This is a genomic window from Achromobacter sp. EB05, from assembly GCF_044232075.1.
GTDB classification, from domain to species: domain Bacteria; phylum Pseudomonadota; class Gammaproteobacteria; order Burkholderiales; family Burkholderiaceae_B; genus Achromobacter; species Achromobacter dolens.
The window spans coordinates 1,097,913-1,121,207 of the sequence record NZ_CP155917.1; the positions used below are offsets into that span (position 1 = coordinate 1,097,913).

The window sequence follows — 23,295 nt, forward strand, 5'->3', positions numbered from 1 at the left end:
CCAAGGTCCAGCAGCACTCCATGTCTCCACACCGGTAGCGCCTCGCGCGGCCTACGAAGAACCCTCCCTGCTGGCCATGAAAAAAGGCGCCCGAAGGCGCCTTTTGCATCACTCGGCAGAGCAACCCACGTTCACCCCTGCGCCCAAGAATCCCGCAACGTCACCACCCGATTCAGCACAGGCTTCTCCACCGTCGACTCCTTCAAGTCAGCCGTGAAATACCCCAGCCGCTCGAACTGCCACGTCGCCCCCGGCGTCGCCACCGTGCCCGGCTCCAGCCACGCCGTCACCGTCTCCTTCGAATTCGGATTCAGGCAGGCCAGGAAATCCTTGTCGCCGCCGTCCGGCCGCGGATCCGCGAACAGGCGGTCGTACAGGTGGATCTGCGCCGGCACCGCATGCGCCGCGCTGACCCAGGTGATATTGCCCTTGACCTTGACGCTGTCCGCCCCCGGCGTGCCGCTGCGCGTCTCCGGCAGGTACTCGGCCTGCACCTCGACCACCTCGCCGGCCTCGTTCTTGGTGAAGCCCGTGCAGCGCACCACATAGCCATACTTCAGGCGCACGAGGTTGCCCGGGAACAGGCGGAAATACTTCTTCGGCGCTTCCTCGCGGAAGTCATCGCGCTCGATCCACAGTTCGCGCGACAGAGGGAACTCGCGCAGTCCGGCCTCCGGATCGTGCGGATTGCGCGGCGCCGTGCAGATCTCGGTCTGGCCTTCCGGGTAATTGGTGATGACCAGCTTGAGCGGATCCAGCACCGCCACCGAGCGCGGCGCGATCGGGTCCAGGTCGTCGCGCACGGCCTGCTCCAGCAGGCTGTAGTCGATGCGCGAATCCGACTTCGACACTGCCGTGCGGTCGCAGAACAGGCGGATCGAGGCCGGCGTGTAGCCGCGGCGGCGCAGGCCGAAAATGGTCGGCATGCGGGGATCGTCCCAGCCATCCACGTGGCCTTCGCGCACCAGTTGCAGCAGCTTGCGCTTGCTGGTGACCACGTAGCTCAGGTTCAGGCGGGAGAACTCATATTGGTGCGGCAGCGGCCGGGCCAGCTTGCCCAGTTCGGCCAAGCGTTCCAGGATCCAGTCATAGAACGGGCGCTGGTCCTCGAACTCCAGCGTGCAGACGCTATGGGTGATGCCTTCCAGCGCGTCCTCCACCGGATGCGCCCAACTGTACATCGGGTAGATGCACCACTGGTTGCCCGTGCGGTGGTGAGTGGCGTGGCGCACGCGGTACATGACCGGGTCGCGCAGGTTGATGTTGGGCGACGCCATGTTGATCTTGGCGCGCAGCACCAGGCTGCCGTCCGGATGCTTGCCGTCGCGCATCTCGCGCAGCAGCGTGATCGACTCGGCGGCCGGGCGGTTGCGCCAGGGCGAGTCGACGCCGGGTTCGGTCAGGGTGCCGCGGTTGGCCCGGATCTCGTCGGGGCTCTGTTCATCGACGTAGGCGTGGCCGGCCTCGACCAGCGCCTCGGCGAACTCATACATATAGCCGAAGTAGTCGCTGGCGAAATACAGGTTGTCGCGGCCGTCGGCCTTCCAGTCGAAGCCCAGCCAGTGCACGGCCTCGATGATGGCGTCGACGTACTCCTGGTCTTCCTTCTCGGGGTTGGTGTCGTCAAAGCGCAGGTGACAGACGCCGCCGAAGTCGCGGGCGAGGCCGAAGTTCACGCAGATGCTCTTGGCGTGACCGATGTGCAGATAGCCGTTCGGCTCCGGCGGAAAACGGGTGCGGATCTTCGCCGGATCGGGTTCGCCCTGCTGCTGCACGGAGGCCGGCCCAGGCTTGCCCGCCCAACGCTTGCCCTGGAAGCGGTTGGCTTGCAGGTCGTCTTCGACGATGTTGAGCAGGAAATTGGATGCGGCGGGGGTCGGCGTCGTGGCGGAGGTCATTCTTGAAAGAATAGGAAAAAGCAGCGACAAAGCGTCAATTTTGCCACGTTCCCGGGACAAGCCATTTTTGGCTCGCTGCAAGCGGTTTCAAACTGGCCCCCATTGTCGTGTAACTGGCTCTACACTACGGGCCATCATGGATATCTCCACCCTTTCCCTGGCCCGCGCGCAATTCGTGGCCAGCCTGAGCTTCCTGGCGCTGTTCCTGGCCGTGGCCCTGGCGCTTGCGTGGGTCCTGCTGTTTTTCAAGATACGCGCCCGCGTCTCGGGGCAGGGCGGCTGGACCGCCGCCTACCGCTTCTGGGTGCGCATTTTCGCCCTGTCCTTCGTGCTGACACTGGCCGCCTGCGTGCCCGTGCTGATCCAGCTCGGCAGCCTGTGGGCCGGCCTGATGGACAAGATCGGCAACGTCGCCGGTCCGCTGCTGGGCTACGGCATCCTGTCGGTCTTCATCCTCAAGTCGTGTTTCCTGGGCGTCATGCTGTTCGGCCAGCGCCGCGTGTCCGACGGCGCCCACACCCTGGCGGTGCTGATGGTGGCCGTGGGGCAACTGGTGGCGCTGTTCTGGGTGCTGGCGCTGCAATCGTGGATGCAGACGCCGGACGGCGCTGTGCTGGTCGATGGCCGCTACCAGGTCTACGACTGGGTGGCGGTGGTGCTGAACCCCTCGGTCGGCTGGCGCATGGCCGTGGTGGTGGTGGGCTCGGCCCTGGCGGCCGCCTTCCTGATGATGGGCGTGACCGCCCTGCAGGCCCTGCGCCGTCCGCTGGACGACGGCGAGCGCTGCACCTTCAAGACCGGCCTGGCGATCGCCGCGCTGGCTTCCGTGCTGCAATTGCCGGTGGCCTCGGGCGCCGGCCAGATGGTGGCGCAGTACCAGCCCGCCAAGGCCGCCGCCGCCGCCGGCTACTGGGAAAGCGGCGCCGAGCCGCGCCTGGTGCTGTTCGGCTGGCCGGACGCCCGCAACCATGTCAACGTGGCCGACTGGACCTGGAACAACGCTGGCGGCATGTGGTTGCACCGCAATGAAGACGGCACCTACCAGGGGCTGGACAAGTATTCCGGCATGCTGCCGCCGGTGGCGCTCACCTTCTGGTCGCTACGGGTGGCCGCGGGGCTGGGCCTGCTGATGCTGGCGGTGTCATGGGTCACGCTTCTGTTGACCTGGCGCCGCGGCATGGATGTCGCGGCGGTCCCGCAATGGTGGCAGCGCGTGCTGTGCGGCATGATGTTTTCCGGCGGTATCGCCGTCGTGGCCGCCTGGTGGGTGTCCATCATCGGCCTGCAGCCCTTCGCGGTCAACGGCACGATCACCCAGACCGAGGTGCTGGGCCCCATGTCTTCCAGCACCGTGCTGTACGGCCTGGTCGGGTACGGCCTTCTGTACGCGTTGCTGCTGGCCGCCTTCGCCGGCATGCTGTTCCATGCGGCGCGCTACGGCGTGGTGCCGGTGCGCAAATTGGGCGGGGGAACGCCATGATCGCCATGCTCGCCGCCTCGCAGGGGCTCAGTCCCGATGATCCTTCCTTCTGGATGCCGTTGGCGTTCATGGGCCTGCTGTTCGTGGTGGTCGCTGCCGGCGTGGTGCTGGATGGCTTCGACCTGGGCGTGGGCATCCTGCTGCAGCTCGCGCCCGAGCAGGAACGCGGCCGCATGATGAGCCTGCTGAGCCCCTGGCGCGACGCCAACGAATTCTGGCTGCTGTTGGGCATGGGGCTGTTCGCTTCCGCCTTTCCATTCGCCTGGGGCGCGGTGCTGGGCAAACTCTACGGGCCGCTCACCTTCATGGTGCTGGGCGTGGTGCTGCGCAGCGTCTCCTTCGAATTCCGCATCCGCGCCCGCAACGAGGCCAAGCCGCGCTGGATCTTCGCCTTCTGGGCCGGTTCGCTGATGACCGCCTTTGGGCAGGGCATGCTGCTAGGGCGCATTGCCACTGGCTACCAATCCGACGCCGGCTATGGCTGGTTCGCGCTGTTCGTCGGCCTGTGCGCCGTGGCCGCCTATGTGCTGCTGGGCGCGTCGTGGCTGGTGATGCGGGTCGACGGCGAGCTGCAGCGCCGCGCGGCCAACTGGGCGCGGCACGCGATCCGCTGGACCGCGGTCGGCATGGTCGCCATCGCCGTCACGCTGGGCCTGGCCAACGCCGGCATCTTCTACAAATGGAGCAACATCGCCCACCTGAGCCTCGCGGCCACCGTATGGGTGCTGATGCTGGCGGGCTTCGTTGCCGCCGAAATGCTGCTGGCGCGCCTGCCGGGCCGCGCCGACCGCTTCAGTTGGCTGCCGTTCGTGCTGTGCGTGGCGCTGTTCCTGCTGATGCTGAGCGGCCTGGCCTACAGCCTGTTCCCCTATCTGATCCTGGACGACATGACGCTGTGGGACGGCGCTGGCGCGCTGGGCTCGATGCGCCTGGTGATGGCCGGCGCGGTGGTGGGGATCCCGGTGGTGCTGGTGTTCAACATCCTGGCCTATCGCTCGGTGTTCGGCAAGGAGCGCGCGCCCGTGCCGCTGTTGCCGCCGCCGTCGCCTTGATGCCGCCGGGGGTGAGGCGACGGCGGATGGCCATGCCATCCACTGTGGCGCGCCGCCGCCGTCGGCCGCCCCGGCTCCCGGGGATGCCGCGCCAAGCCCGGCCTTACAGCACCGGCCGCGCCACCCGCTGCAGGATTTCCTCGCCGTAGGCTTCCAGCTTGCGCGCGCCGACGCCGCTGATGTGGCTGAGCGCGTCCATCGAGTCGGGCTGGGCCAGCGCAATTTCGCGCAGCGTGGCGTCGTGGAAGATGACGTAGGCCGGCACGCCGTGGCTCTTGGCCACTTCGCCGCGCCAGGCGCGCAGCGCCTCGAACACCGGTTGCAGTTCGGCGGGCAGGTCGATCGCGGCGGCCTTGGCGCGGCTGCCGCCGGTCTTGCCGGAGCGGGCTTTCTTTTCGGATTCGCGCCGCAGCATCAGTTGGCGCTCGCCCTTGAGCACGGCGCGGCTGCCTTCGGTCAGGGCCAGCGTGCCGTAGCCTTCGTTGTCGACGGTCAGCAGGCCCTGCGCCAGCAACTGGCGCAGCACGCCGCGCCAGGCGGTATCGCTGAGGTCTTCGCCCACGCCGAACACGCTGAGCGTTTCGTGGCCGTGCTGCCTGGTGCGGTCGGTGACCTTGCCGCGCAGGATGTCAATGATGTGGCCGGCGCCGTAGCGCTGGCCGCGTTCCTTCCACAGCCGGTACACGGCGGACAGCACCTTCTGCGCCGCCACCGTGCCGTCCCAGGCCTGCGGCGGGTCGAGGCAGACGTCGCAGTTGCCGCAGGCCGTGATGTGCTGGCCGAAGTACGCCAGCAGCCGCACCCGGCGGCATTCCACGGTTTCGCACAGGCCCAGCATGGCGTCCAGTTGCTGGCCAAGGCGGCGGCGGTAGGCGTCGTCGCCGGGGGATTCGTCGATCATGCGGCGCTGCTGCACCACGTCCTGCAGGCCGTAGGCCAGCCAGGCGGTGGCGGGCAGGCCGTCGCGGCCGGCGCGGCCGGTTTCCTGGTAGTAGCCCTCGACCGACTTGGGCAGGTCGATGTGCGCCACGAAGCGCACGTCGGGCTTGTCGATGCCCATGCCGAAGGCGATGGTGGCGACCATGACCACGCCGTCCTCGCGCAGGAAGCGCGCCTGGTTGGCGGCGCGCACCTGGGGGCTGAGCCCGGCGTGATAGGGCATGGCGTCGATGCCCTGGTTGCAGAGGAATTCGGCGGTTTCCTCGACGCGTGCCCGCGACAGCGCGTAGACCACGCCGGACTCGCCCTCGTGCTCGGTGCGGATCATGTCCAGCAACTGCTTGCGCACCTCGTTCTTCTCGACGATGCGGTAGCGGATGTTGGGGCGGTCGAAGCTGGAGACGAAGTGGTGCGCGTCGGTCAGCGACAGGCGCTGGGCGATCTCGTTACGGGTCTCGGCGGTGGCGGTGGCGGTGAGCGCGATGCGCGGCACGTCGGGCCAGCGCTCGTGCAGCATCGACAGGCCCAGGTACTCCGGCCGGAAATCGTGGCCCCATTGCGACACGCAGTGGGCCTCGTCGATGGCGAACAGGGCGATGTTGCCGCGTTCCAGCAGTTGCAGGCAGCGGTCGGTCAGCAGGCGTTCGGGCGCCACGTACAGCAGGTCCAGCTCGCCGGCCAGGAAGGCCTGTTCGACGTCGCGGGCCACGCGCCATTCCTGGGTCGAATTCAGGAACGCGGCGCGCACGCCCAGCTCGGTCAGCGCGTCGACCTGGTCCTGCATCAGCGCGATCAGGGGCGAGACGACGATGCCGGTGCCTTCGCGCACCAGGGACGGGATCTGGTAGCAGAGCGACTTGCCGCCGCCGGTGGGCATCAGGACCAGCGCGTCGCCGCCGTCGATGACTTGCTGGACGATGGCTTGCTGGTCGCCGCGGAAGGATTCGTAACCGAAAACGCGCTGCAGGACTCCGAGGGCGCGCGTGTCAGACATGGGGGTAGGCCGTGAGCATCATGGCGGGGATTTTAAGCCGCAAATCCGGCGACCCGGGCGCGCGGGGGCATTTTCGTCCACCGGCCCGGCCGCGTCACCAGCTCAGCCAGGTGCCGCGCATGAAGGTGTCCACCGGCATGCTGAGGTTGGCGCGCCACTCGTAATTGCCCGAAATGATGTCGCGGTCGGCGCCCACCGCCAGCTTGACCTTGGGCGCCACGAACATGCTGTGGCTCAGGCCGACCCGCTGCTCGGCCAGCGCCGAACCTTCGTGCAGGCCCGAATAGGTGCCGCTGAGCGTGCCCCAGCCGGTGATCGGCACCCCGGCGGTCAGGGTGTTGCGGGTCTGCGGGGCCGCGGCCACGCCGCCGGAATAGGTCGACAGGTCGCCGAAGCCGGCGTCGATCTGCTCGTTGGTGTAGCCCAGGTTGACCGCGTCGGCCACGTCCACGCTGTAGCCGAAGCGGTAGCGCCAGGCGCTGGCGGCATCGAACGAACTCTGGGTGGCGCCGGCCTGGAAGGTGCCGTAGTCGCCGGCGGCGTAGGTGGTGCCCATGCCGCGGGTGGTCAGCGACGGCGCGCTCTGCATCTGGCCTTCAAGCGTCAGCACCGGCGTCAGCCCGTAGCGCACGGTGCTGTTGCCGACCGAGGCGCCATAGTCGACCGCCCCGGAAGTGGCCGACGGATCCATGCGGTTGAGCCGGCCGAGTGAGGACGAATAACCGAAGCTGCCCTCGGCCAGCGGCGCCGTGGTGCTTGGCAGGTTGGAGATCTGCAGGCCGCCGACCGGCGCGCTGCTGCCCCAGGCGGGCGCATTGGCGTTGATGTTGCCCACCGAAAATGACGGACCGGTGGTGTTGCGGTAGACCCAGTTGCGGTCGCCGCCGTAGCGCAGGCCGTCCTGGCCGCTGACCGAGGCGAACCAGGGGCGGCTCGGCCGCGATACGCCGGAGATCACGACCACGGGCACCCGAGGTATGTCCCCGCTTTCCAGGTCGAAGGAGTAATCCGGCGCATCGGCGGGCGCCGCGGCCGTCTGGGTCGCTTCGCACCCGAGCGGGCCAGCCGCAGCATCCCCCGACAGGCTGGGTCCCGTCCCCGGAATTGTTTCGTCCTCGCCGCCGCCCGCCACGCTGGTGTCCATGGCCGGCTCGGCGCCCTGGAGGTCGCAGGGTGTCGGGTCCAGCGGCACCGCCCGCGACGCCATCGAGGGCGCGGGCCGCACCGGCACCGGCTGCACCGGCGACAGGGCGCCGATGCCGCGCGCCACATAGGCCGGGGCCGGCGGGGGAGACGAGGGGGCGGCGGGCGCGCCGGACGCGGGGATCAACGGGCTGGCCAGGCCAGCCGTCAACGCCGTGTGCAGCAGCCGCCTGCGCCAGGATGCAGGGGCGACCATAACCAACAGTGTAGAAAGGGGACGTTGCCCCAGCTGTAAACGATTTTTAGTAAACCGGACCAGCGTATGCGGGGCAATGTCCAGTATTTTAGGGCCAGTCCCGGCTGGCGGCGATGTCGGCGGCAACGGGTCGGCATCGCCGGCAAACATCGTGCAACAGGTATATTTCAGATGATTTCCCGGCTCTTGCCGCCAGAGGCGGTCGGCTCCACTATGGCATCCATGGACAATCACCACACCAAGCTGCTGGTCGTCGACGACGATCCGGCCCTGCGGCAACTGCTGGCCGACTACCTGAACCGCCACGGCTACGACACGCTGCTCGCGCCGGACGCCAGCGACCTGCCGTCGCGCATCACCCGCTACGCCCCGGACCTCCTGGTGCTGGACCGCATGCTGCCCGGCGGCGACGGCGCCGACGCCTGTCGTCGCCTGCGCGAACAAGGCGAAGATATCCCCGTCATCCTGCTGACCGCCCGCGACGAGGCCGTCGATCGCATCATCGGCCTGGAGGCCGGCGCCGACGACTACGTCGGCAAGCCTTTCGATCCGCGCGAACTGCTGGCCCGCATCGAGGCAGTGCTGCGGCGCAAGCGCGGCCCTTCCGCGTTGACCAAGGACGCCCCGGTTGCGTTTGGTCCCTTCCTGTTCGACCCCTCCACCCGCCAGTTGTCGCGCGACGGCACCGTGGTCAAGCTCACCGGCGGCGAAATCAACCTGCTCGAAGCCCTGGTGCGCAACGCCGGCAAGCCGCTGTCGCGCGAACGCCTGCTGGCGCTGGCGCGCGACGACGACGCCGGCGAGCGCAACGATCGCGCCATCGACATCGCCATCCTGCGCCTGCGCCGCGTCATCGAGGACGATCCCAAGCAACCCCGCTGGATCCAGACCGTCTGGGGCATCGGCTACCGGTTCTCGCCCTGATGCGCTTCTCCGCCGGCTTTCTGGTGCCCCGTTCGCTGCGGGCGCGGCTGATCCTGCTGATTCTCGGATCGGTGTTGCTGACACAGGCGGCGACGCTGGTGACGGTCTCGTACTTCCGCCACAAGTTCATGGAAGACGTGGCCATCGGCTACATCACCACCACCATCCGCACCTTGCGCGCCGCCGTGTCGCAAGTGCCCGCCGAAGATCGCGCCGACTTCGTGCGCGCCGCCTCGCAGAACCAGTGGCGCCTGTGGTCGCGGGTGCTGCCCGCCGAGGCCAAGCTGCAACGCTTCAATGGCCGCCGGCCGCCGCCGCGCAATGCGCAGCATCCGCCGCCTCCGCCGCCGCCACCACCGAGCGCCCAGATCCAGGGGCCGCCGTTGCCGCCCGAGATGCGCGGCGACGAGCGTGAAGTCGAACGCGAAGAACGCCACGCCGAACGCGAGCGTGAACGCGAAGAGCACATCCGCCGCTACAAGCCCGAACCCGACGACATCCGCCGCGACCTGCGCGGGCTGGTGCAGCAGCTCAACGAGCGCCTGAACGATGGCACCCGGGTGGCGCTGTCGCGCGGCCCCACGCCGGAGATCTTCATCTCGCTGGCGCCCAACCCGGCCAGCGAGGATGCGCCGCGCCTGCGGGAGTGGCTGGTGATCCCGCTGGACCGTCTGGACCCGCCCGTGGCCACGCCTTTCATCGCCGCCTGGCTGGGCGGCCTGGGCCTGTTGCTGTTGCTGGCGGTGGGGTTTTCCTGGCACATCACCCGCCCCATCACCCGTCTGGCCGACGCCGCCGACCGCCTGGCCGCGGGCCAGCCGCAGCGGGTGGAGCCTTCCGGTCCGCACGAGACCCGGGTGCTGGGCGAACGCTTCAACGCCATGCTGGACGCGCTGTCCGAATCCGATTCCGTGCGCCGCACGCTGCTGTCGGGCCTGCCGCACGACCTCAAGGGACCGCTGTCGCGCATGTGGCTGCGCATCGAGCTGGCCGACGATTCGGCCCTCAAGGAAGGCCTGCGCACCGACCTGCAGGACATGCAGCATATGGTCGACCAGTTCATCGGCTTCGTGCGCGGCACCGATCCGGCTGCCTACCGCTATGCGTCAATGGCGCTGCCCGACTGGCTGACCGAGCGCGTCAATGCCTGGCGCGGCGCCGGCACCGACGTTACGCTCAAGACCGCTGGCGGCGATGACGCGCTGGTCGTGCACGGGGACGCAGTGGCGCTGGGGCGCCTGCTCGACAACCTGATCGGCAATGCCCTGAACCATGGCGCGCCGCCCGTCGACATCGGCCTGCGGCGCGAGGACCGCTACGCGGTGCTGGATGTCTCCGACCATGGCCCTGGCATCGTGCCGGAGCGGCGCCTGGAGGCGCTGCGACCCTTCAGCCGGTTGGACGACGCCCGTACCCGCACCGGCAGCGTCGGCCTGGGGCTGGCGCTGGCCGAGGCCATCGCGCGCGCGCACGGCGGTTCGCTGGAACTATTGCAGGCCGAGTCGGGCGGGCTGTGCGTGCGGGTCAAGCTGCCGGTCGTGGACGGCGCCTGATTCCGCCCCGGGGGCGTTTTGGGCGCGGACCCCGCCCCGGGCCCAGCGGTTACGGTACGATGCAGCATCCCGCTCAGTATCCAGTCGTTCCCGCACCATGGCCATCCAGTCCGATTCGCTTTCCTCCCGCCCCGACGCGCCTCGCATCGTCGCGCCCCAACCGGCGTCGCCCAACGAGGAGTCGATCGAACGCGCCCTGCGGCCCAAGGCGCTGGAAGAATACGTCGGCCAGCGGCGCGCGCGCGAACAGCTCGAGATCTTCATCGCCGCCGCCCGCAAGCGCGGCGAGGCGCTGGACCACGTGCTGCTGTTCGGCCCGCCGGGCCTGGGCAAGACCACGCTGGCTCACATCATCGCGCATGAAATGGGCGTGCAACTGCGCCAGACCTCCGGCCCCGTGCTCGAGCGCCCGGGCGACCTGGCCGCGCTGCTGACCAACCTGGAAAAGAACGACGTCCTGTTCATCGACGAGATCCACCGGCTGTCGCCCGTGGTCGAGGAAATCCTCTACCCCGCGCTGGAGGATTTCCAGATCGACATCCTGATCGGCGAGGGCCCGGCCGCGCGCAGCGTCAAGCTCGACCTGCAGCCATTCACGCTGGTCGGCGCCACTACCCGCGCCGGCATGCTGACCAATCCGCTGCGCGACCGCTTCGGCATCGTTTCGCGGCTGGAGTTCTACAACGCCGACGACCTCGGCCGCATCGTCACCCGCAGCGCGGGCCTGCTCAACGCCACCATTACTGCCGACGGCGCCGCCGAAGTGGCGCGCCGCGCCCGTGGCACGCCGCGTATCGCCAACCGCCTGCTGCGGCGGGTGCGCGACTACGCCGAGGTCAAGGCCGGCGGCACCATCGACGCCGACGTCGCCGGCCGCGCCCTGGCCATGCTGGAAGTCGATCCGCAGGGCCTGGACCTGATGGACCGCAAGCTGCTCGAAGCCATCATCCACAAGTTCGATGGCGGCCCGGTGGGCGTGGACAGCCTGGCCGCGGCCATCGGCGAAGAACGCGACACCATCGAGGACGTGATCGAGCCCTATCTGATCCAGCACGGCTACCTGCAACGCACGCCGCGCGGCCGCACCGCCACCCTGACCACCTGGCGCCACCTGGGCCTGACGCCTCCCGCCGGCGCGGCCAGCAGCAGCGGCGACCTGTTCGGCAAATAAAATCCGACTTTCTTCGCGTACAAAGGACTGTTTACATGCTGCCCGAACTGCCCTCATTCGACGACGTCGCGCGCGCCAGCGAGCGCCTGGCCGGCAATGCGCACCGCACGCCGGTGCTGACCTCGACCACGGCCGACGCCATCGCCGGCGCCTCGCTGTTCTTCAAGTGCGAGAACTACCAGCGCATGGGCGCGTTCAAGTTCCGCGGCGGCTTCAACGCCATCGCCCGCCTGACGCCCGAGCAGCGCGCCGCCGGCGTGGTCACGTTTTCGTCGGGCAACCACGCCCAGGCGATCGCCCTTGCCTCCAGGCTGCAGGGCGTCAAGGCCACCATCATCATGCCGCTGGACGCCCCGGCGGCCAAGCGCGCCGCCACCGAAGGCTACGGCGGCCAGATCGTCACCTACGACCGCTACACCGAGGACCGCGAAGAGATTGCGCGCCGCATCCAGGCCGAGACCGGCGCCACGCTGATCCCGCCGTACGACCACGAGGACGTGATCGCGGGGCAGGGCACCGCGGCCAAGGAACTGTTCGAGGACGTGGGCGAGCTGGACTACCTGTTCGTGTGCCTGGGCGGCGGCGGCCTGCTGTCGGGGTCGGCGCTGTCGGCATTCGCGCTCAGCCCGCGCTGCCTGGTCTACGGGGTCGAGCCGGAAGCCGGCAACGACGGCCAGCAGTCGCTGCGCAAGGGCGAGATCGTCCGTATCCAGGCGCCCAAGACGCTGGCCGACGGCGCCGCCACCACCCATCTCGGCAACCTGACCTTCCCCCTCATCCAGAAGTACGTGCGCGACATCGTCACGGTGACGGATGACCAACTGGTTTCGACCATGAGGTTCTTCGCCGAACGCATGAAGATGGTGGTGGAACCCACCGGCTGCCTGGCGGCCGCGGCCGTGCTCCAGGGCGTGGTGCCGGTGCGGGGCGCGCGCGTTGGCGTCATCATCAGCGGCGGCAACGTCGATCTTCCGGCCTACGGCAAGTTGCTGGCGGGCTGACCCGGAGGCGAGGCGCCGGCGGGATATCGTCCGGCGCTTTGGCCGCCTGCTTGCGGAGGCGGCGCACGCAGGGCAGAATCGGGCCTGAATCCTGAAGAACAGGGGCTGCTCCATGCGTATCCTTGTCATCGGCGGCACTGGCTTCATCGGCCGTCATCTCATCGCCCGGCTGGCGGGCGGGCAGCACCAGATCCTGGTGCCCACCCGCCGTTATGGCCAGGGGCGAGAACTCCAGATGTTGCCCACCGTCACCCTGCTCGCCAGCGACGTGCATGACGACGACGCGCTCGACCGCCTGGTGAGCGGTTGTGACGCGGTCGTCAACCTGGTGGGCATCCTGCATGGCAATTCGGGCCGGCCCTATGGCTCCGATTTCGCGCGGGCCCATGTGCACCTGCCGCAGCGCATCGCGCGCGCCTGCCGCCGCCAGGGGGCGCACCGCCTGCTGCACGTCAGCGCGCTGGGCGCCGACTCCAACGGCGCCAGCATGTACCAGCGTTCAAAGGGCGACGGCGAGGCCGCCATCAAGCAGGAGCTGGCCGACTGGCGCGAGGGCGGCTGGACGATCTTCCGCCCGTCGGTGGTGTTCGGGGCCGACGACAGCTTCACCAACATGTTCGCGCGCCTGGCGCGTTGGCTGCCCGTGCTGCCCCTGGCCGGCGCACACGTGCGCATGCAGCCGGTGTTCGTGGGCGACGTGGTGACGGCGATGCTGGCGACGCTGGGCAACACCCACACCTGGGGCAAGACCTATGAACTGGGCGGCCCGCAGGTCTACACGCTGGGCGAGATCGCGCGTCTGTGCGCCGGTTGGGGCGGCAACCCGCGCCCGGTGGTCAGCTTGCCGATGGGGCTTGGGCGGATGCAGGCCATGCTGTTCGAGTGCCTGCCGGGCCAGCCCCTGATGTCGCGCGACAACCTGGATTCCCTGCGCCACGACAATATCTGCGGCGCGCCGATGGCGCCCGAATTGAACGTGGTGCCGACGGGGCTGGAAGCGGTGGCGCCCGGCTACCTGGCGCAGGCGCGTTAGCCGGCGCCGCGTCACGCGGGCTTCGCCCGGGCGCTTGTGGCCCGGAACCGAGCCGCGGGCCTGTTCAGCGCACCAGCGCCTTCAAGGCCTGCTTGATGCCGTCCGACACGCCCACGCCTTCGGGCAGCGTCTTCAGGGCCGACAACGATTCCTTCTCGGAGTACCCCAGCGCCAGCAAGGCGTTCAGGATGTCGGACTGGTTATCCTGCACCGGATGCGCGGTGGCGCCGATGTCCGCGCCCAGCTTGCCGCGCATTTCCAGCAGCAGGCGTTCGGCGGTCTTCTTGCCGATGCCGGGCACGCGGGTCAGGCGGCCCGATTCCTGCAACGTGATGGCCTGGGCCAGGTCGGCCACCGACAGGCCGGAAAGCACCGACAGCGCGGTGCGCGCGCCGATGCCGCTGACCTTGATCAGTTCACGGAAGGCGCTGCGTTCGCCCGCGGTGGCGAAGCCGTAGAGGATGTGGGCGTCTTCGCGCACCGTCAGGTGCGTGTACAGCGTGACGCGCGCGCCGGTTTCCGGCAGCGAGTACAGCGTGCTCATGGGCACGTCGATGTCGTAGCCCAGACCGTTCACGTCCACGCAGACGGTGGGCGGCAGTTTCTCGATCAGGGTTCCGGTGATGCGTCCGATCATGGTGGCAATGGCCTGGCAAAAGAGGGGGGCCGCGTCAGTCGCGGCGGATGCGGGGATTCTATACGGGTCCGCGCGAAGCGGGGGCGCGGGGCTCAGCCGAGCAGGCGGCCGTTGCGCAGGCGGGTCTTGCCGCTCAGGCTCAGGCGCGTGCCCAATTCCGTCAGCCGGTCCTGCAAGGGGCCGACGTGGGCGTGGCAGATGGCGCAGGCCAGCGCGTCGGCCGAGTCGGGGGCGGGGGTGCCGTCCAGCGCCAGCAGGTGCTGCACCATCATCTGCACCTGTTCCTTGGCCGCGCGGCCGGTGCCGACCACGGCCTTCTTGATCTGCAGCGCGGTGTACTCGTGCACCGCCAGCGAACTGTCGGCCAGCGCGCACAGCGCCGCGCCGCGGGCCTGGCCCAGCAGCAGGGTCGAGGCGGGATTGGTGTTCAGGAAGACGATTTCCAGCGCGGCCACGTCGGGCTGCGTGTCGCGCGCCACCTGGCGCAGGTTGTCCAGGATGACCTTGAGGCGTTCGGACAGCGTCAGCGCCGGCGGCACCACGATGGTGCCGCTGGCGACATAACGCAGGCGCGGGCCGTCGGCATCGATCACACCGAAGCCGGTGCGGCGCAGGCCGGGATCGATGCCGAGGACGCGCATCAGTGGCGGAAGTGGCGGGTGCCGGTCAGCACCATGGCGATGTCATGCTCGTCGGCCGCGGCGATGACTTCGTCGTCGCGCACGCTGCCGCCGGGCTGGATCACGCAGGTCGCGCCCGCGGCCACCACCACGTCCAGGCCGTCGCGGAACGGGAAGAAGGCGTCCGACGCCACCGCCGAGCCCTTCAGCGTCAGGCCGGCGTTCTCGGCCTTGATCGAGGCGATGCGGGCCGAGTCGATGCGGCTCATCTGGCCGGCGCCGACGCCCAGCGTCATGCCGCCGCCGACGAACACGATGGCGTTGGACTTGACGTACTTGGCGACCTTCCAGGCGAACGCCAGATCGTTCATTTCCTGTTCGGTGGGCTGGCGCTTGGTCACGACCTTCAGCGCGTCGCGCGGCACGTTGTAGGCGTCCGGACTTTGCACCAGCCAGCCGCCGCCGACGCGCTTGACGTCGAAGGCGTTCTGGCCCGTGCCCATCGGCACTTCCAGTACGCGCACGTTCTTCTTGGCGGCCAGGATGGCCAGCGCGGCGCCGTCATAGGCCGGGGCTAGCAGCACCTCCAGGAACTGGGCGCTGACGGCTTCGGCGGTGGCGGCGTCGACCGGGCGGTTGAAGGCGATGATGCCGCCGAAGGCCGAGGTCGGGTCGGTCTTGAAGGCCTGCTGGTACGCGCCCAGCGTGTCGGCCGCGACCGCCACGCCGCAGGGGTTGGCGTGCTTGACGATGACGCAGGCGGGCGCCTCGAAGCTGCGCGCGCATTCCCAGGCGGCATCGGCGTCGGCGATGTTGTTGTACGACAGTTCCTTGCCCTGCAGTTGGCGGTAGTTGCCCAGCAGGCCGGCCGGACGCTGCGCGTCGACGTAGAACGCGGCGGTCTGGTGCGGGTTCTCGCCGTAGCGCAGGGCCTGTTCCTGTTTGACCTGCAGGGTCAGGGTGCCGGGCCATTCCTGGCGCGCCGGCACGGCGTCCTGCGCCGGTTCGGCGTCGGTCAGGCTGGTCAGGTAGGCGGCGATGGCGCCGTCGTAGGCCGCGGTGTGGGCGTAGACCTTGGCGGCCAGCGCCAGGCGCAGGCCGTACGAGGTGCCGCCGCCCTGGTCCATTTCGGACAGCACGCGCGAGTAGTCGACCGGGTCGATCACCACCGTCACGCCGCCGGCCTCGGTGCCGTGGTTCTTGGCGGCGGCGCGCAGCATGGCCGGGCCGCCGATGTCGATGTTCTCGACCGCGTCGGCGAAGGTGCAGTCGGGCTTGGCCACCGTTTCGCGGAACGGATACAGGTTGACCACCAGCATGTCGATGCGATCGATGCCGGCCGCCTTGATGGTGTCCATGTGCTCGGCGCTGTCGCGGCGGGCCAGCAGGCCGCCGTGGATCTTCGGGTGCAGCGTCTTGACGCGGCCGTCCAGGATCTCGGGCGAGCCGGTGTGGGCGGCCACTTCGGTGACGGTCAGGCCGGACTCGGCCAGCAGCTTGGCGGTGCCGCCGGTCGACAGCAGGCGCACGCCGCGCGCGGCCAGGGCGCGGGCAAATTCAACGATGCCGGTCTTGTCGGACACCGAAAGCAGGGCGGTTTCGATTTTCATGGTGAGGGACGGGAGTGGGGCGCGGGCGCCTGTCTCGCTTCAGGTCGGGATGGGAAATCTGTCATGCGGGGCGCGCCAGCCGGCCCGCCCGCGCGGCGATGCGCTATACCTGGATGTTATGGGCCAGCAGTTTCTTGCGCAGGGTGTTGCGCGTGATGCCCAGCATTTCGGATGCCCGCGACTGGTTGCCGCCGGACCGTTCCAACGCCACTTCGAGGACCGGGCGCTCCACGCAGCGCATCACCATGTCCCACATGTCGTGGGGCTCGGATTCGCCCAAGTCTTCGAAATAGCGCTCCAGGCTGGCGCGCACGCATTCTTCCAGGACATCTTTCTTGCTCATCGGAGTACAGATATTTTTATGTTGGTGGTGAGGCGGTTATGCCGCCAGCAGGGCTTTCGCGACAGGCGCCGGGTTGGGGTTGCCGTCACGGGAAAGATTGAGGAACCATTCCGACACCGCCCGCCACTGGTCGCGGGTGTTGTCGATGAGGTTCATGCGGTCGCGGAACGAGTCCGCGCCCGGCAGGCCGTCCAGATACCACCCTATGTGCTTGCGCGCCGTGCGTACGCCGGTGTGTTCGCCATAGAAGCGGTAGTGGTCGTCGAGATGTTCGAGCAGCAGTTCGCGCATTTCCCCATAGCTGGGTGGGGCCAGTGTTTCGCCCGTGCGCAGGTAATGGTCGACCTCGCGGAAGATCCAGGGACGCCCTTGGGCCGCCCGGCCGATCATGACCGCGTCGGCGCCAGTGTAATCCAGGACGCGCCTGGCCTTTTCGGGCGAGTCGATGTCGCCATTGGCGATCAGCGGGATTTTCAGCTCGGCGCGGACGGCGCGGATAGTGTCATATTCCGCCTCGCCCGTATAGAGGTCGGCGCGGGTGCGTCCATGCAGTGTCAGGGCGGCGATGCCGGCGTCCTGGGCCAGTCTGGCCACGCGCAGGGCGTTGCGGCTGTTGCGGTCCCAGCCGGTGCGGGTCTTGAGGGTGACCGGCACCCCCAGCGGCGCGCAGGCCTCGACCACGGCGTCCAGGATGCGGGCGATCAGGTCTTCGTGGCGCAGCAGGGCCGAGCCCGAGGCCACGTTGCAGACCTTTTTCACCGGGCAACCCATGTTGATGTCGATGATGCGCGCGCCCTTGTTGGCGTTGAACACGGCGGCCTCGGCCATCATGGCGGGGTCGGCGCCGGCGATCTGCACCGAAATGGGGGCGATCTCGCCGTCGTGGTTCAGGCGCCGCGAGGTCTTGACGCTGTCCCACAGCTTGGGGTTGCTGGCGGCCATCTCCGAGACGGCGTAGCCGGCCCCCAATTTCTTGCAGAGCTGTCGGAAAGGACGATCCGTCACGCCCGCCATGGGCGCGACCAGAACGTTGTTGGGGAGAGTCCACGGGCCGATGCGCATGGTCACATTTTAACCGGCTCGATCGAACCCTCTTTTTTCGTCCGCAACAGCTTGGTAACAGGCCGACGAAAAAAGGGGAGGATCAGGCCCGGAAACCCTGCAGCAGATGGCGCGCCAACGGCGCCCGCAGCGGCGCGGCCAGATCCAGGCCCAGCAAGGCCAGGCCACAGGCGTGTTCTACCGGCGCCAGGCCGGTGGCGAAGATGCGCGGCATCAGGTCGGTGACGCCGGCGGTGATGAGCCGGTCGACCTGGCGCGCGCGGGCGAAGTCTTGCAACGCCTGGGTGGGATTGGCGTTCGGCTGGGCCAGCCAGCCGCCCAGGGACTGGGCCAGCCGGGCGGCGTCGCGCAGTCCCAGGTTGAGTCCCTGGCCGGCCACCGGGTGCAGCGTCTGCGCCGCATTGCCGATCACGGCCACGCGGCCCTGCACCAGGCCGCGGCGCGCGCTCAGCGCCAGCGGGAAGACATGACGCGGCGCCTGGCACGTCAGGCGGCCCAGGCGGTCGCCAAAGGCCGCCGTCAGCGCGTGCGAGAAGGCGGTGTTGTTCAGCGCCGCCAGTTCGGCCGCGCGCCCGGGCGCGCTGCACCAGACCACCGAATAGGCGTCCGCCGTCTGCGGATGCGGCAGCAGCGCCAGCGGCCCTTCGGCGGTGAAGCGTTCCCAGGCCCAGCCACGGCGCGGCAGGCTGGCGTGGGTGGTGGTCAGCAGGGCGTGCTGACCGTAGTCGCGGCGCACGTCGCTGCCTCCGGCCCCGTCGGATTGCACGGCGATGCGGCAGCTAAGGGCGGTGTCGCCCTGGCTGATGCGCACGCCGTCGGCGTCCTGGCCGTCGACCACGGCTGGCGGACCGGACAGCAGCGTGACGCCGCTGGCGGCCACGCATTCCTCCAGTCTGGCGTGCAGCGCCGAGTAGGCGACCACGCAGCCGAGCTGTGGCACGTTGAAATCGGTGTTGCGGATCACGCTGCGGCCAAGCCGGCCGCGCTGGGAAACGTGGATATTGAGGATGTCCGCCGCCTTGGCGGGCCAGGCGTGCAGCGATTCGAGCAGCACCCGGCTGCCATGGTTCATCGCCAGCACGCGCGGATCGGCCGCGGGAATGGCGGCGGCTGGCGTCGCGGCGGCCGGGCTGGCGCCTTGCAGCAGGGCGATGCGGGAGGGGTTCGGCGCCACGCGCGCCAGCATCAACGCCAGGACACGCCCCACGGGGCCGGCGCCGAGAATCGCAATGTCGAAGGCGGAGATAGTCATGTCGCGATTTTACCTGTCCACTACAATCCGAGTCTGCCGGCGCGGCTTGGCGCCCGGGACCCTTCACCGGTTGATTGATATGACGCAGCTCGAGGCTTCTTCTTCGCTGTCCGCCGCAATCCCGCGCCGCCCTCGCGGCAAGGTCGCTGTCGGCCTGCTGGCCTGTCTGTTCGGCTGGCTCGGCGCTCATTGGTGGTACCTGGGCCGGCGTTACGCCTGGCTGGTGACGACGCTGTCCCTGCTCAGCCTGTTCTGCGCGTTCCGCTACTACCCGGTCTGGTACGACAACCCGGCCTTTTTCCTGGTGTTCATTCCCATGATCGACGGCTTCATCGAGAGCGCGGTGTTCTCGCTGATGCCCGACGAGAAGTTCGACCGCCGCTACAACCCCGGATTGCCGCCGTCCCCCAGGACCGGCTGGGGGCCGGTGCTGGTGGCCATCCTGGCCTGCCTGGTGGGCGCCACCGTGTCGATGTTCGCGATCGCGATGGTGGTGGTCTACGTCTGGGTGGCGATGGGCTGGCTGGACGGCCTGACGCTGTAGGTCCGGGGCCGCCCTCACGAGCGCGGCCGACGCCATGCCGGCCTGCGCGCGCCGCTCGCTCATTCGCGCATCAGCGCCTCGATCTCGCCGGCCTGCACCGGCACGCCGCGAGTGATCAGCTCGCAGCCCTCGTCCGTCACCAGCGCGTCGTCCTCGGTACGGATGCCGATGTTCCAGTAGGCCTCGGGCACATCGTCGGCCGGACGCACATAGATGCCCGGCTCGATCGTCAGCATCATGCCGGTTTCCAGCTTGCGCCATGGGCGTTCCGCGCCGGCTGCGCCGCCCGGCTGGCGGTAGTCGCCCACATCGTGCACGTCCAGGCCGAGCCAGTGGCCGGTGCGGTGCATGTAGAAACGGCTGTAGTCGCCCGACTCGATCACGCCGTCCAGCGACCCCTTCAGCAGTTTCAGGTCCAGCATGCCCTGGGCCAGCACCCGCACCGCGGCTTCATGGCCGTCGTTCCAGCCGCGGCCGGGCGCGGTTGCCTGGGCCGCGGCCTCCTGCGCCGCCACCGTCAGGTCGTACAGCGCGCGCTGCGGGCCGCTGTAGCGGCCGTTGACCGGAAAGGTGCGGGTGATGTCGCTGGCGTAGCTGTCGACCTCGCAGCCGGCGTCGATCAGCACCAGGTCGCCATCGCGCAGCACCGCCTCGCCGGCAGGGTAGTGCAGCACGCAGGCATTGGCGCCGGCCGCGACGATGCTGTTGTAGGCCACTGCCTGAGCGCCATGGCGGCGGAATTCATACAACAGCTCCGCTTCCAGTTCGTATTCGCGCATGCCGGCGCGCGTTGCTCGCATGGCGCGCGCATGGGCGCCGGCGGAGATCTTGGCCGCCCGCCGCATCGCGGCGATCTCGCTGGGGTCCTTGATCAGCCGCATTTCGGCCAGGATCGGCCGGATGTCCTGTTGCCGCATGGGAGGCTGATGGCCGCCGCGGCTGGCCTCGCGCGCCGCCGCCAGCCAGCGGTGCAGGCGGCCGTCGGTACGCTTGTCGCCGGCCAGGGGCGCGTACAGGGTGGGCTGGTCCAGCAGCAGTCGGGGCAGCAGTTCGTCGAGCGCGTCCAGCGCGTGCGCGTCGTCGAAGCCGAAATGCTCGGCCGCGGCCTCCGGGCCGAAGCGCCGGCCTTCCCAGATCTCGTGCTCGATATGGCGCGGACGGCAGAACAGCAGCGCGCGGTCGGTGGCGCCCGCGATCAGCACCAGCCAGGCGCCGGGCTCGGTGAAGCCGGTCAGGTAGAAGAAGTCGCTGTCGTGCCGGTAGGGGTACTCGGCGTCGCGGTTGCGCATGGCTTCGGGCGCGGTGGCCAGGACCGCGATGCCGCCGCCATCGGCGCGCATTCGCGCCATCAGGCGCTGGCGGCGGGCGGCGAAGGGAGCGATATCGGTGGGAGGCAGGCTCATGGGCAAGGGGGCGCAAGGCCCGGCGGGAAGCTGTGGTGCCGTTTACTTTACCCGTCGTGCCGCCGATGCGACAGTCTGGCGGCATTCCCGCGCCCGACGCATGGATTCACTGGACTGTCACGGACGGGCTGCTACAATCGCGGCACTGTCATTGGGGAGTAGCCATCCTTTGTCCCCAAAGGAGTTAGCGTCAACAGACTTGGTGGTTCGGTGCCGCGTAGCGGTAGCCAGAACTCCATGGCGCTAACGGTCTCCATGTCGCGGCCCGCCCGCGCATGGATCAGCCAGGCGAGACCTTTGGCCGCGTTGCGTTCACCCTGGCCGGGCGAGCCGCAATGTCGCGCCAATTGGTTTCTGCTCGTCCGGCTCGTCTATATGTTGCTCACCCTTTTCCTGTTTTTCCTGTCTGCGGCGGTGATCTACCTCGCCTGCGAATTCTTCGTCAATGGCGTCGAATGGGTCGGACACCGCTTCCAGCTCGGCGCCACCGCGACCGGCACCGTGCTGGCCGCCTTCGGTACCGCCCTGCCGGAAAGCGCAGTGACCTTCATGGCCGTGGTGTTCGGCGACACGCCCGAACAGAAAGATATCGGCGTTGGCGCAGCCATGGGCGGGCCGCTGGTGCTGGCGACGCTGGCCTACGCCGTGGTCGGCCTGGCCCTGTGGCGTGCGCGTCGCGGCCAGCCCGCGCAAGCCGACTGTATCAACGCGGACCAGCGCCGGCTGGCCCGCGACCAGGCCTGGTTCATGGGCATCTTCGTCTTCAAGGTCGGGCTCGGCCTGCTGGCCTTTGCCTGGAAGCCCTGGCTCGGCATCCTGTTCCTGGCGACGTACGGCCTGTACATCAAGCGCGAACTGAGCAACGACGAAGACTGCATTGACTGCGAAGACCTCGAGCCGCTCAAGCTGCGGCCGCGCGACGACAATCCGTCGATGTTCTGGGCCGCGACCCAGACGCTGCTGGCGCTGGTCGTGATCGCCGGCGCCTCGCACGTGTTCGTCAACCAGATCGAGGTGCTCGGCATTGCCATGGGCGCCTCGCCGCACGTGGCCGCGCTGCTGCTGGCGCCCGTCGCCACCGAACTGCCCGAGATCATGAACGCGCTGATCTGGGTGCGCCAGGGCAAGGAGCGCCTCGCGCTGGCCAACATCTCCGGCGCCATGATGATCCAGGCCACCATCCCCAGCGCGCTCGGCATCTTCCTGACGCCCTGGCTGCTCGACGGCCCGCTGCTGGCCGCCGGCCTGTTCACCATGCTCTCCATCGGCCTGCTGTGGCTGCGCTTCCGTCGCGCCGGCATGAGCGTGCCGGCGCTATCCGCGGTGGGTGGTTTCTACGCCTTGTTCGCGGCCTACCTGGGCTGGCACTTCTACGCCTGACGAGTCGGGAAGGGTTTGAAGGCGCGGGACGCAACCGCCCCGCGCCTTTTTTGCACCGAAGAGGCTTTTTCTGCCCAGAAACCTTGTCCATCAGTGGAAACCCGCGTAAAATCTTGCCCGTTATCCATCCCAGGAGCAGTCTTCGTGAATACCGATTCCGGCGAAAGTAGTCGATCTTGCATCGACGTCGCTGTTTGACAGGACCACGCAGAACTCCATCTGCCGCAGCCTGTTGAGCAGGTTGCGGTTGTATCCCAAGCCCCGGGCTTCTTGCCGGGCAGCAGCGCAAGCCCACGGCTTGCCGGGATTCTCCCCAACGTAAACCGCCAGAACCGCCGCTAGTCGCAGCGCCCGCGTTCGTGCACGCCTTTTTCGTGCCCGCCCGCCATGCGCCGTGTGCCTGCGTGCGCGCGTATGCGCGAAAGCCGCTCCCCATTACGCAATGGAGGCCGCTATGCGTTTCTTCGACTTGTTCCTGCGCCGCGCCGGCGTGGACCGCGCCACCGCCATGGGCCGCCGCCGCGGCACTTCGCGCCTGACGGTCATCTGCCCGCGCGATGAACTGGGCGCCCTGCGCAAGCAGATCTGCCTTGACTTCAGCGCGGCCGGACTCGACGTGTCGCAAGTGCAGATCGACCAGGGCCGCGACCCCGGCATGGCTTCGGCCTGCATCACCGTGAACTGCCCGCCTGAGCTGCGCGGCGAACTGATGTCGCAAGCCCGCCGGCTCAGCGCCAACCCCGCTGTGCGCCACGTGCATTTCGGCGCGCAACCGCTGGCGGCCTGACGCCGCCGTCCGCCAATCCAGGAGAGACCATGCCCAGTGCCTTAGACCCCGAGCCTCGATTGCGCCTTGTGCGCGGCGCCGGCCTGCCTGTCTGACCCGTCCTCTCCCTTGCGAGCCGACTGGCCGGATAGTCACCCGGTCTGTACGGAATCCGCAGCCCTGAACCCCCGGCCAGGCCCGCTCCGCGCGCGCCGGTTCAGCCGGCCCCGGTTC

Annotated in this window: 20 protein-coding genes and 1 riboswitch; of the genes, 10 read left to right on the forward strand and 10 right to left on the reverse strand. The window is 68.9% G+C overall.

Annotated elements, in window-relative coordinates:
- Window positions 1-131: 131 nt before the first annotated feature.
- Complete coding sequence (locus tag AAID08_RS05045) at window positions 132-1,898, reverse strand: glutamine--tRNA ligase/YqeY domain fusion protein (protein WP_064523363.1); 1,767 nt, start codon at window positions 1,896-1,898, stop codon at window positions 132-134.
- Between the two features lie 136 nt (window positions 1,899-2,034).
- Between AAID08_RS05045 and AAID08_RS05050 the strand changes: the two genes are divergently transcribed.
- Both AAID08_RS05050 and AAID08_RS05055 read left to right on the forward strand, forming a co-directional pair.
- The gene (locus tag AAID08_RS05050) at window positions 2,035-3,378 is read left to right on the forward strand and encodes a cytochrome ubiquinol oxidase subunit I (protein ID WP_054501783.1); all 1,344 of its coding nucleotides are present in this window, start codon (window positions 2,035-2,037) and stop codon (window positions 3,376-3,378) included.
- Window positions 3,375-4,430 (forward strand): cytochrome d ubiquinol oxidase subunit II, encoded by a 1,056-nt coding sequence (locus tag AAID08_RS05055; RefSeq protein WP_054501782.1) that lies wholly within the window; start codon window positions 3,375-3,377, stop codon window positions 4,428-4,430. Before AAID08_RS05050 ends, AAID08_RS05055 begins: the two co-directional genes overlap by 4 nt.
- 103 nt (window positions 4,431-4,533) lie before the next feature.
- On the opposite strand, the gene recQ is transcribed toward AAID08_RS05055, so the two are convergent.
- The gene (recQ, locus tag AAID08_RS05060; RefSeq protein ID WP_395757422.1) at window positions 4,534-6,363 is read right to left on the reverse strand and encodes a DNA helicase RecQ; all 1,830 of its coding nucleotides are present in this window, start codon (window positions 6,361-6,363) and stop codon (window positions 4,534-4,536) included.
- A gap of 94 nt (window positions 6,364-6,457) precedes the next feature.
- A complete protein-coding gene (locus tag AAID08_RS05065) occupies window positions 6,458-7,762 on the reverse strand; it encodes a fimbrial protein (protein ID WP_395757423.1) in 1,305 nt (434 codons plus the stop codon).
- Window positions 7,763-7,984: 222 nt separating this feature from the next.
- On the opposite strand from AAID08_RS05065, the gene AAID08_RS05070 reads away from it, so the two are divergent.
- The 5 genes from AAID08_RS05070 to AAID08_RS05090 all read left to right on the forward strand — a co-directional run bounded on the left by AAID08_RS05070 (window position 7,985) and on the right by AAID08_RS05090 (window position 13,444).
- Window positions 7,985-8,686 (forward strand): response regulator, encoded by a 702-nt coding sequence (locus AAID08_RS05070; RefSeq protein ID WP_006388986.1) that lies wholly within the window; start codon window positions 7,985-7,987, stop codon window positions 8,684-8,686.
- On the forward strand, window positions 8,686-10,239 hold the full coding sequence (locus AAID08_RS05075) for a HAMP domain-containing sensor histidine kinase (RefSeq protein WP_054501780.1): 1,554 nt from the start codon (window positions 8,686-8,688) through the stop codon (window positions 10,237-10,239). Before AAID08_RS05070 ends, AAID08_RS05075 begins: the two co-directional genes overlap by 1 nt.
- 97 nt (window positions 10,240-10,336) lie before the next feature.
- Window positions 10,337-11,410 carry a Holliday junction branch migration DNA helicase RuvB gene (gene ruvB, locus AAID08_RS05080; RefSeq protein ID WP_054501779.1) on the forward strand — a complete coding sequence of 358 codons (1,074 nt, stop codon included), beginning with the start codon at window positions 10,337-10,339 and terminating at the stop codon, window positions 11,408-11,410.
- Window positions 11,411-11,445: 35 nt separating this feature from the next.
- The gene (locus AAID08_RS05085) at window positions 11,446-12,411 is read left to right on the forward strand and encodes a threo-3-hydroxy-L-aspartate ammonia-lyase (RefSeq protein ID WP_064523839.1); all 966 of its coding nucleotides are present in this window, start codon (window positions 11,446-11,448) and stop codon (window positions 12,409-12,411) included.
- Between the two features lie 112 nt (window positions 12,412-12,523).
- Complete coding sequence (locus AAID08_RS05090; protein WP_054501777.1) at window positions 12,524-13,444, forward strand: complex I NDUFA9 subunit family protein; 921 nt, start codon at window positions 12,524-12,526, stop codon at window positions 13,442-13,444.
- 64 nt (window positions 13,445-13,508) lie between these two features.
- Here the strand turns inward: AAID08_RS05090 and ruvA are convergent, their stop codons facing one another.
- From ruvA to AAID08_RS05120, 6 genes are all read right to left on the reverse strand, one after another.
- Window positions 13,509-14,081 carry a Holliday junction branch migration protein RuvA gene (ruvA, locus tag AAID08_RS05095; RefSeq protein ID WP_006393160.1) on the reverse strand — a complete coding sequence of 191 codons (573 nt, stop codon included), beginning with the start codon at window positions 14,079-14,081 and terminating at the stop codon, window positions 13,509-13,511.
- A gap of 92 nt (window positions 14,082-14,173) precedes the next feature.
- Window positions 14,174-14,722: a crossover junction endodeoxyribonuclease RuvC gene (gene ruvC, locus AAID08_RS05100; RefSeq protein ID WP_049071645.1), complete on the reverse strand. Its 549-nt coding sequence runs from the start codon at window positions 14,720-14,722 to the stop codon at window positions 14,174-14,176.
- Window positions 14,722-16,311, reverse strand: a complete 1,590-nt coding sequence (gene purH, locus AAID08_RS05105) for a bifunctional phosphoribosylaminoimidazolecarboxamide formyltransferase/IMP cyclohydrolase (protein WP_395757424.1) — start codon at window positions 16,309-16,311, stop codon at window positions 14,722-14,724. The genes ruvC and purH overlap by 1 nt, the downstream gene beginning before the upstream one ends.
- A 103-nt stretch (window positions 16,312-16,414) precedes the next feature.
- Entirely contained in the window at window positions 16,415-16,654 is a 240-nt protein-coding gene (locus tag AAID08_RS05110; RefSeq protein WP_006217670.1) for a helix-turn-helix domain-containing protein, read from the reverse strand.
- A gap of 36 nt (window positions 16,655-16,690) precedes the next feature.
- Window positions 16,691-17,716 (reverse strand): tRNA dihydrouridine synthase DusB, encoded by a 1,026-nt coding sequence (gene dusB / locus AAID08_RS05115; protein WP_162876769.1) that lies wholly within the window; start codon window positions 17,714-17,716, stop codon window positions 16,691-16,693.
- 82 nt (window positions 17,717-17,798) lie between these two features.
- On the reverse strand, window positions 17,799-18,968 hold the full coding sequence (locus AAID08_RS05120) for a UbiH/UbiF/VisC/COQ6 family ubiquinone biosynthesis hydroxylase (protein ID WP_395757425.1): 1,170 nt from the start codon (window positions 18,966-18,968) through the stop codon (window positions 17,799-17,801).
- Between the two features lie 79 nt (window positions 18,969-19,047).
- Between AAID08_RS05120 and AAID08_RS05125 the strand changes: the two genes are divergently transcribed.
- Window positions 19,048-19,512: a TM2 domain-containing protein gene (locus AAID08_RS05125; RefSeq protein ID WP_054501774.1), complete on the forward strand. Its 465-nt coding sequence runs from the start codon at window positions 19,048-19,050 to the stop codon at window positions 19,510-19,512.
- A 59-nt stretch (window positions 19,513-19,571) separates the two neighbouring features.
- Here the strand turns inward: AAID08_RS05125 and AAID08_RS05130 are convergent, their stop codons facing one another.
- Window positions 19,572-20,915 carry an aminopeptidase P N-terminal domain-containing protein gene (locus tag AAID08_RS05130; protein WP_116793585.1) on the reverse strand — a complete coding sequence of 448 codons (1,344 nt, stop codon included), beginning with the start codon at window positions 20,913-20,915 and terminating at the stop codon, window positions 19,572-19,574.
- Between the two features lie 134 nt (window positions 20,916-21,049).
- Window positions 21,050-21,211, forward strand: a riboswitch (yybP-ykoY riboswitch).
- Window positions 21,212-21,290: 79 nt separating this feature from the next.
- Between AAID08_RS05130 and AAID08_RS05135 the strand changes: the two genes are divergently transcribed.
- Window positions 21,291-22,295 carry a sodium:calcium antiporter gene (locus tag AAID08_RS05135; protein WP_054501967.1) on the forward strand — a complete coding sequence of 335 codons (1,005 nt, stop codon included), beginning with the start codon at window positions 21,291-21,293 and terminating at the stop codon, window positions 22,293-22,295.
- Between the two features lie 454 nt (window positions 22,296-22,749).
- Window positions 22,750-23,082: a hypothetical protein gene (locus AAID08_RS05140; protein ID WP_026382636.1), complete on the forward strand. Its 333-nt coding sequence runs from the start codon at window positions 22,750-22,752 to the stop codon at window positions 23,080-23,082.
- The last annotated feature ends 213 nt before the right edge of the window (window positions 23,083-23,295 follow it).